The sequence below is a fragment of the Veillonellaceae bacterium genome, assembly GCA_012523975.1.
In the GTDB taxonomy this organism is placed as follows: Bacteria; Bacillota; Negativicutes; order JAAYSF01; family JAAYSF01; genus JAAYSF01.
In genome coordinates, this window is record JAAYSF010000095.1 from 1 (window position 1) to 8,150 (window position 8,150).

The window sequence follows — 8,150 nt, forward strand, 5'->3', positions numbered from 1 at the left end:
CTCCTTAATTTTGGGTGTTAGCAACTTTAATTTTAAGGGAAATTTCACTTTATGCTCGTTTTTTTGCAAAAAAATGTTGAGGTGCTTCCAGCTAGAAGCTGGGTACCCCAACATTTATTATAGAACCTGAAATACTAATAAAAAGACCAGCCATTAGGCTGGTTTTTTTTGTTCATTATTAGTAGTAAGAAGAATTTTAATAACTTTCTCAACCCTTAAGTAACATTGCATCAATTTACAAAATTTTGAAATCTGACCTGCTATAATATGAATAAATCATCTAATGACTCCATAGATTGTTATGAAAGTCATTTAATGGAATTTAGTTAGGTGGTATGTGAATGTATGTTTACGTAGATGTGCTACTTTGCGTCAACGTAATAATGAATACCATTCTTTTGATAATAACGGCGTGGCTAGCGCGTATATCATTTGCTTGGTGGCGGGTCATTTTAGCGGCATGCTTGGGAGCGCTATATGTAATTGGCGGTGCGTTACTGGAATTTGCAATTTTTTATACGCCAATCTTTAAATTATTTGTTTCTTTTTCGCTTATCTTTATAGCTTTTGAGTTTAAGACATGGAGAGCATTCTTATTACAAATTGCAGTGTTTTATATCACTTCATTTATCCTAGGGGGGGCGGTACTCGGTTGGTTGTTTTTTTGGTGTTCGGGAAATCCCTTTTCTCAGCTGGGTAAAGAGATTTCAACATCATGGATATTATTAACCGGAGGAATCTTTGTATGTTTCGCACTATTGTCTATTGTAACTAAGTTTGTACTAAATCGTATGCTTCGCCAGCGTACGTTATACCAGACAGAAGCTAAATATAACGATAAATCGGTTGTTTTCACGGCAATGCTTGATACCGGCAATGCTCTTTATACAATCTTAGGACGGAGGCCTGTCGTCTTAGTAAATCAAACTACTATTGAACAGCTTATGGATGATTGTGTAGCAAAATTTTTAAAAGATTGCCCATCCGAACAATGGTTTGAAAACTTAGAAGCATGTGGTGATGACGCTTGGCTGTCACGTGTGCAGATTATCCCATACCAATCGGTAGGAATAAATAACTTACTGCTAGGTTTTCGGCCTGATATATTAGTGATTAAGACTGAACGCGGAATAATAGAAACAGATAATGTCGTTTTAGGTCTATATCGAGGTGAATTAGCAAAAAATAATATGTACCAAGCTTTATTACATCCCGCGATTCTCAAGGCTTAAGGGAGGCGAAATAATGCGTATTAAATGGCCAATAATCAAGCTAGCAATAAAGCTCAGAATAATTGCGTTTTTGCAGGCACTTAGGCTGTTAGAGCCTGACGAAATTTTTTATGTAGGCAGTACAGAAATTTTACCGCCTCCACTTAGTAATGATGAGGAAGTCTTTTTACTTACTAGGTTGCAAAAGGGCGATAAAGCCGTTAAGAGTGTTTTTATTGAACGGAATTTACGTTTAGTGGTTTATATTGCCAGAAAATTCGAGAACACAGGTGTTGGTATTGAGGATTTAGTCAGTATTGGTACTATTGGGTTGATAAAGGCAGTGAATACATTCGATCCGGTTAAACGAATTAAACTAGCTACATATGCGTCTAGATGTATCGAGAATGAAATTCTAATGTATCTCAGGCGAAATAGTAAAACGCGCAGTGAAGTCTCTTTTGATGAACCCCTTAATATAGACTGGGACGGCAATGAATTATTGTTATCAGACGTTCTTGGGACCGATAACGATATCATCTATAAGTCAGTTGAAGAAGAGGTTGATAAGACTTTACTATATACAGCAATGAACAAACTTTCAGGCCGAGAACGCCGAATTATGGAATTGCGCTTTGGTTTGAATGATGAGGGCGTAGAGCGTACTCAGAAGGAGGTTGCTGATTTATTAGGTATTTCCCAATCATATATATCACGCTTGGAAAAACGAATAATAAAGCGGCTGCGGAAAGAGATCAGCCGTATGGAATGAAGCCAGTTAAGGCGCCTAATACAGGCGTCTTTTTTGGTCTTATCAGAAAAATTATAAATTCTAATGACATAAGCGCAAAGCTGTGTTTTCTAATTGCAAAGTTTTAAATGTCTTCTAGTATTACGCCATCAAATTGAATAAAAGATTCCTGCTATGGCAATAATGCTTATGTACAGCAAAGTAAGGAAGACTCATTGGGAGGGCAGAAGATGATTATAAACAAAGTAGAGATTTGTGGTGTAAATACAGCTAAACTCCCGGTACTTTCGGCGAATAAAATGCGAGAATTATTTGAAGTTATGCAAAACGGCGACGCTACAGTAAGAGAGCAACTGATATATGGAAATCTAAGGCTTGTTTTGAGCGTTATACAAAGGTTTAATAACAGAGGAGAGTATGTTGACGATTTATTTCAAGTTGGGTGTATTGGTTTAATGAAAGCCATCGATAATTTTGATCTATCGCAAAATGTTAAGTTCTCAACCTACGCCGTTCCTATGATTATCGGTGAAATAAGACGCTATCTGCGTGACAATAATCCAATCAGAGTCAGCCGCTCGATGCGTGATGTTGCTTATAAGGCGTTACAGGTTCGCGATTCGCTTGTAAGCAGGTACTCACGAGAGCCGTCTATTAATGAAATTGCCGAAGAGCTAAAGATTCCAAGGGAAGAAATAATATTTGCATTAGACGCAATACAGGAACCCATTTCGTTGTTTGAGCCAATTTATCATGACGGCGGTGATCCAATTTTTGTTATGGATCAAATAAGTGACGATAAGAACCTTGATTTTAATTGGCTCGAAGGAGTAGCTATCAAAGAAGCCTTGCGGAGACTAAGCGAGCGAGAAAAACATATTCTCACATTAAGATTCTTTGAAGGAAAAACCCAAATGGAAGTAGCCGAAGAAATTGGTATCTCGCAAGCGCAAGTCTCTAGGCTTGAAAAGGCTGCACTTGGTCATATGCGTAAATATATATAAATTAATCATGTGTAATAGGGGGACATATGAGGAGAAAAATATTTAAAGGGTTAGCTATTAGTATAGTTGTTTTTTTCATCGTCTCTGGCTGGATGCTATTAGCTTATAATCTGGACACCGAGCTGCCTATCGCACATAGTCAGCATAACATGATTAGGCTGCATGTTATAGCCAATAGCGACAGTGCTGAAGATCAGCTAGTTAAGCTTAAAGTCCGAGATGCTGTTGTAAGCTATCTGGCTCCATACTTAAAAGATGTTTCTGACGCTTATTTAGCCCGTCAAATAATCTCAGATAGACACGACGAGCTGATTGATGTAGCCCGGCGGGTTTTAGCAGCCAACGGGGTGAATTATCCGGTAAAAATTGAAGTCGGAATTTTTGATTTTCCCGTAAAGTCATATGGTGAGCTCACCCTGCCTGCCGGTAAATATGAGGCCGCTCGTGTGCTTTTAGGGAAAGCCGAAGGGGAAAATTGGTGGTGCATATTGTTTCCGCCATTGTGTTTTATAGATATGACCAATGCGGCGGCAATACCAAAAGGTGCTAGTAAAGATCAGGAGAAAAGTCCAGCTAGCATTGAATTTAGATGGAAAATTGCTGAAATGTGGTCGGCAAAGTCTTGATAAAACAGAATTCACATTTAGCTCTTGTCCCTCATATAATGTATGAATTAGAGCTGACAGGAGGAATTAGCATGTTGAAAACCTCTGATCTTAACAAGTCAGATTTGCAATAGTTAATACTCCTGCAGCCAGAATTCAAAATCATCCTCAAGTCTTGCAGCCATTATTTTGTAAGGTATGCGTTGCAGTATTAGCCGTTTGTGCTCTATTGAAGCAAATTTAAAGTAATCAGTCGGTGTAAATACCGGCTGATTTGTTATTTTTTGCTGTTCCAGCAGGTTGTTAATCTTTGCCGCGATTTCATCTTTATCTTTGCTAATTGTTTCAAGCTCAGTTTTAGCCGCTTGACTGTTCAATAAACCAAGACGATACCAATTTGTTATATCGGTCTGTTGATTTTGCAATTTCTGATAGGAATTTTTCAAAGCCTTAATTTCAATCTCATCATCATCTCTATTATTAATATAACCTAAAAATTTCTGATCCTTTGCAATAATACTTTCTAAGCTGTTCCAAACGAGTGCGTCCAAATCATTAGCGGGTATCCGCCGGCCTGAGCATTTAATATGATTATGCTTGTAACTTTTTGATTCCTTGGAAATACATGAATAATAGTAATAAGCTTTATCAGGTACGTTCTTGCGAGGCCCTTTTCGGGAGGAGGCCGTCATTTTTCGGCCGCAAACACCACAAATTAGTAAGCCTTTTAATAAATAATCATGTTTGGTATTACGTTTCGCTAAACGTTTGTTCATTTGAAGCTGCTGTTGGACTTTGTCCCAGAGATCTTTAGATACGATTGGAGGGATATTAATAGGAATCCATAAATCACGTGGGTTATTGACTATTTCCCGGGTATTCTGGCCGGTTTTTCGTACGCTTTGTTTAAAGAGATAATGATTTCCAAAATACATTTCCTTAGATAGAATACGGGAAATTGTTGAGACAGAAAGAGGCCTTTTATTACGACCTAAAATACCTTTACGGGCTAATTCTAACGCGATAGTTCTAGCACTCCAGCCATTATTAAGGCACATTCGATAGATAGCTTTAATTACTTGAGCCTCACGTTCGTTTATTATATACATGCTACTTTTCTTATCCCAGTCATAGCCAAAGGGGCGAGCGTTTGAAATGATTTTTCCTTTAGCTGCTTTTGCACGGCGGCCGCGATATGTCCGCTCACGAATTTTTGCCTTTTCATAAGCCGAAATTGCGCCTTTCATACTGAAAAACAAACGGCCTTCGGGAGAACAATCGTAGTCTCCAGTAACAAATGTCAGGCGCGTGCCTGATTTTTCTATTTCGTCAGCCAGAATTAGTTGGTTTGTTAGGTTACGTGATAGTCTATCCGGGTCATAAATTGCTATATAAGTTATGTTGTAAAGCTGAATGTCGGATCTAAGCTTTTCGAGCGCGGGGCGTTCAAGATACTCGCCGCTATAACCGTCATCAATATATTCTTCAATATCATGTAAGCCCATTTTAAGCAAATGAAGACGACAGGCTTGGCGTTGATCTTCAAGAGAGTAACCTTTGCGGGCCTGCTCATCAGTGCTTACCCGGCAATATATAGCATTCATCGATACCCTCCTTCTACGAAGCCAAACAACATTATTCAGCTTATTGTTATTTATTGTTAGCCTGTAACATTACTTCTTTCGATAAAATACGTTCAAAATTAATCTTAAGAAGTCCAAGAAGCAAGATGCCACGCCCATTTGGTCCTCACAATGACAGGATTAAATGTCATAATGATAGACGATTGAGCGTGGCGTTCTTAGCGGCTCCCCGAGTATTGTGCATAGGTTAACTTATCTCTTAGTTTCCGGTTGAAATTTGCTGACAGAAAACATTACTTTGTTATCTACTGTACGGGTATAAAAATACCGTTTTCCATAACGGATAGTCTCGCCGCTTGAAGATGGTTGGATGGGGGCGGCGTCCTTAATTATTTGGTAACAGTCTAAAATTGCCAAATCGGGATTAAAAGCGGCTATTAGGATAGCGATTGCCATTGTTGTATCAGGGTCGGCATCTAAGGAGTGATCGCTCAACCCAATGATTGTAACTCTGCTTATCATTCCTTCTTCATCCAATATACCGAGTAAGTGGATGTTTTTTTCAGCTTTATACTAAATGTTTTTTGATAAAGACCTGTCTGAATGTTTAAGGACTCAATCTTAATGCTACTGTCAAACTCAGTTGAAGCTGCGTTGAAATTATCCTTAAACTCGGAGGGGGTTAATATTTCTTTATGTGAGGTGTTTTTTGATGTACCGAATTCAATCTGCTGAGGTACTTCTTTAATATCCTCTAAATAGGTTTGAAGGAACAGTATTCCGATAGACGCAAGCGATATTGTCCATAACATTATTACAATTGTTTTATTTGGAGTATATTTTTTCATTTGTTATTACCTATAAACAATTTTTGTCGAATGCTAATTATAGCTTATTATCATTATAACGATTTTATTAGTCAAGTCTGGCTGCTTTCTGAATTATCGCCTGATTTATCGCTAGTAATTAGTTGACTGAGTTTTGCCTGGTTGTCGTTAATAATGAAAACATCTGCAATTTTCTGTTTTATCTCTTCGGGAATTGACTCAGGAGAGTATCTAAAGCCATCATTTTTAACAAACCCTATAAAGATCCCTTTACCCATGAATACACCTCCAATTAATTTATATGCAGAAAAGCAAGGTTAATTAATAGAGAAAACCAGTTGGGAATTCATGGAAACGAAATACTTGCTAAATTTATTGAGCTTCCTTATAACTTCCAAGACTCGGTTTTTATTTTTGTGTCATGAGTTCATGAACGCTTGTCATATAGTGTAGCGAGGGGGTGATGTCATGAATGATATTACTTTTTGCGTATCAGACTTGAAACTAAAAGAGGTCATAAATGTTATGGACGGCAAGCGGTTGGGTACAATTACTGATATTGAAATTGATATTGAATCCGGAAAGCTAACGGCAATAGTTGTCCCCGGGACAGGGAAATTTCTTGGGCTGTTTGGCAGAAATGAGGACATAGTAATTCCATGGGAGAAAATTAGCAAGATTGGGTTTGATGTTATCCTGGTTGAGGCAGCAGCAATTGCAGAAATACGGCATGGTGAATAGTTAAAAATCTCTACCTTAAGTAAAGGTAGAGATTTTTTTATCAAAAAAATTCATATAATGGCAGGAATTACACTATATATGGCGTATTGAGTAAAATGCACTACTATATGTAGTATATTAAATAATAATCTATTTAACATACCGCATGCTGAAAAATTTTGTAACAATGGGGGGCTGAAGGTGCGCTGTCCGTTTTGTGGCTGGATGGAAAGCAAGGTTAGTGATTCAAGGTCGGCAGAAGAAGGCAGTACAATCAGACGCAGGCGTGAGTGTGTAAGCTGTAACCGGCGATTTACTACATATGAAGTTGTTGAACAGGTTCCGCTGATGGTAGTAAAAAAGGATGGGCGCAGGATGTTATTTGATCGTAGTAAAATTATGGATGGCGTATTGAGAGCCTGTCAAAAGCGGCCTATACCTTTATCGGTTGTCGAAGAAATGGTTGAAAGAGTTGAGAAAGAAATTAGAAATACCATGGAACGTGAAATTCCTACCCAACAGATTGGCGAAATGGTAATGCAGTATCTCAAAGAGATCGATCAAGTAGCTTATGTTAGGTTTGCGTCTGTTTATCGTCAATTTGCAGATATTAATAACTTTATGCAGGAACTAGAAGATTTAATGAAAACGCGAACTATTAAATAATTTTTTTGACGAGGACGGGGATTTGGATGTTAACAAAGATAAAAAAGCGTGATGGTCGTGTTGTAGATTTTGATGAGAGTAAGATTACTGAAGCAATATTTAAAGCAGCAAAAGCAGTTGGTGGAGCGGACAAGCAGTTGGCGATGGAACTAACGTTAGACGTTTTACGCTTTTTAAAGCATAAGTTTAACGGCGGTGTTTTCAGCGTAGAAGATGTTCAAGATGCTGTTGAAAAAATGCTTATTGAAAAAGGACATGCGAAAACGGCTAAAGCGTATATTTTATATCGGGATAAACGTACCCGCATGCGTGACGCAAAATCAGAATTAATGGATGCAGTTGCTGATATACTTGTTGAAACAAGCAGAGAAAATGCCAATGTATCTAATTCTCCTTCGGCCAAAATGCTCCAAATAGCTAGTGCAGCAAGTAAGGCTTATTATCTAACAAGGCTAATCCCTGAAAAAATTGCGACAGCTCACGTTAAAGGTGATATTCATATACATGACTTGGACTTTTATGGCAAAACCCTTACCTGCGTACAAATACCGTTAGGAAAGCTGCTTAAATCAGGTTTTAATAATGGTCATGGTTATATAAGGCCTCCTAAACGTCCTTCCTCGGCTACTGCCTTGGCGGCAATTATTTTGCAAAGCTCACAGAACGATATGCATGGCGGGCAATCTTTTGCTTTTTTTGATCGTGATATAGCTCCTTTTATGGCAAAGGCCAGTGAAGAAGAAGTTTATCAAGCAATGGAGGCTTTAATATATAACCTTAATA

General features: G+C 38.1%; 11 protein-coding genes. 7 read left to right on the forward strand and 4 right to left on the reverse strand.

Annotated elements, in window-relative coordinates; translation table 11 throughout:
- Positions 1 to 341: 341 nt before the first annotated feature.
- The 4 genes from GX348_12250 (at position 342) to spoIIR (ending at position 3,592) form a co-directional block, all read left to right on the forward strand.
- Positions 342 to 1,232, forward strand: a complete 891-nt coding sequence (locus tag GX348_12250; protein ID NLP42929.1) for a sigma-E processing peptidase SpoIIGA — start codon at positions 342 to 344, stop codon at positions 1,230 to 1,232.
- Between the two features lie 13 nt (positions 1,233 to 1,245).
- Positions 1,246 to 1,983 (forward strand): RNA polymerase sporulation sigma factor SigE, encoded by a 738-nt coding sequence (gene sigE / locus GX348_12255; GenBank protein ID NLP42930.1) that lies wholly within the window; start codon positions 1,246 to 1,248, stop codon positions 1,981 to 1,983.
- Positions 1,984 to 2,192: 209 nt separating this feature from the next.
- Entirely contained in the window at positions 2,193 to 2,966 is a 774-nt protein-coding gene (gene sigG, locus GX348_12260) for an RNA polymerase sporulation sigma factor SigG (GenBank protein NLP42931.1), read from the forward strand.
- 26 nt (positions 2,967 to 2,992) lie between these two features.
- A complete protein-coding gene (spoIIR, locus tag GX348_12265) occupies positions 2,993 to 3,592 on the forward strand; it encodes a stage II sporulation protein R (GenBank protein NLP42932.1) in 600 nt (199 codons plus the stop codon).
- A 113-nt stretch (positions 3,593 to 3,705) separates the two neighbouring features.
- Here spoIIR and GX348_12270 read toward each other — a convergent pair whose 3' ends face one another.
- From GX348_12270 to GX348_12285, 4 genes are all read right to left on the reverse strand, one after another.
- Positions 3,706 to 5,175, reverse strand: coding sequence for a recombinase family protein (locus GX348_12270; protein NLP42933.1), 1,470 nt, complete (start codon positions 5,173 to 5,175; stop codon positions 3,706 to 3,708).
- A 231-nt stretch (positions 5,176 to 5,406) separates the two neighbouring features.
- Positions 5,407 to 5,676, reverse strand: a complete 270-nt coding sequence (locus GX348_12275) for a hypothetical protein (GenBank protein ID NLP42934.1) — start codon at positions 5,674 to 5,676, stop codon at positions 5,407 to 5,409.
- Entirely contained in the window at positions 5,673 to 6,002 is a 330-nt protein-coding gene (locus GX348_12280) for a hypothetical protein (GenBank protein ID NLP42935.1), read from the reverse strand. Before GX348_12280 ends, GX348_12275 begins: the two co-directional genes overlap by 4 nt.
- A gap of 71 nt (positions 6,003 to 6,073) precedes the next feature.
- Positions 6,074 to 6,259 (reverse strand): hypothetical protein, encoded by a 186-nt coding sequence (locus GX348_12285; GenBank protein NLP42936.1) that lies wholly within the window; start codon positions 6,257 to 6,259, stop codon positions 6,074 to 6,076.
- Positions 6,260 to 6,449: 190 nt separating this feature from the next.
- Here GX348_12285 and GX348_12290 point away from each other — a divergent pair, with 190 nt between their 5' ends.
- The 3 genes from GX348_12290 to GX348_12300 all read left to right on the forward strand — a co-directional run.
- Positions 6,450 to 6,722, forward strand: a complete 273-nt coding sequence (locus GX348_12290; GenBank protein ID NLP42937.1) for a YlmC/YmxH family sporulation protein — start codon at positions 6,450 to 6,452, stop codon at positions 6,720 to 6,722.
- Between the two features lie 180 nt (positions 6,723 to 6,902).
- Positions 6,903 to 7,367 (forward strand): transcriptional repressor NrdR, encoded by a 465-nt coding sequence (gene nrdR / locus GX348_12295; protein NLP42938.1) that lies wholly within the window; start codon positions 6,903 to 6,905, stop codon positions 7,365 to 7,367.
- A gap of 26 nt (positions 7,368 to 7,393) precedes the next feature.
- The coding region (locus tag GX348_12300) for an anaerobic ribonucleoside triphosphate reductase (protein NLP42939.1) at positions 7,394 to 8,150 on the forward strand (757 nt) is incomplete at its 3' end.

Excerpts from the sequence above, each read along its gene's own strand:
- GX348_12290 (NLP42937.1), top strand. The coding sequence starts at position 6,450 with ATGAATGATATTACTTTTTGCGTATCAGACTTGAAACTAAAAGAGGTC.
- spoIIR (NLP42932.1), top strand. The coding sequence starts at position 2,993 with ATGAGGAGAAAAATATTTAAAGGGTTAGCTATTAGTATAGTTGTTTTT.
- GX348_12275 (NLP42934.1), bottom strand. The coding sequence starts at position 5,676 with ATGATAAGCAGAGTTACAATCATTGGGTTGAGCGATCACTCCTTAGAT.
- GX348_12250 (NLP42929.1), top strand. The coding sequence starts at position 342 with ATGTATGTTTACGTAGATGTGCTACTTTGCGTCAACGTAATAATGAAT.
- GX348_12280 (NLP42935.1), bottom strand. The coding sequence starts at position 6,002 with ATGAAAAAATATACTCCAAATAAAACAATTGTAATAATGTTATGGACA.
- GX348_12285 (NLP42936.1), bottom strand. The coding sequence starts at position 6,259 with ATGGGTAAAGGGATCTTTATAGGGTTTGTTAAAAATGATGGCTTTAGA.
- sigG (NLP42931.1), top strand. The coding sequence starts at position 2,193 with ATGATTATAAACAAAGTAGAGATTTGTGGTGTAAATACAGCTAAACTC.
- sigE (NLP42930.1), top strand. The coding sequence starts at position 1,246 with ATGCGTATTAAATGGCCAATAATCAAGCTAGCAATAAAGCTCAGAATA.
- GX348_12270 (NLP42933.1), bottom strand. The coding sequence starts at position 5,175 with ATGAATGCTATATATTGCCGGGTAAGCACTGATGAGCAGGCCCGCAAA.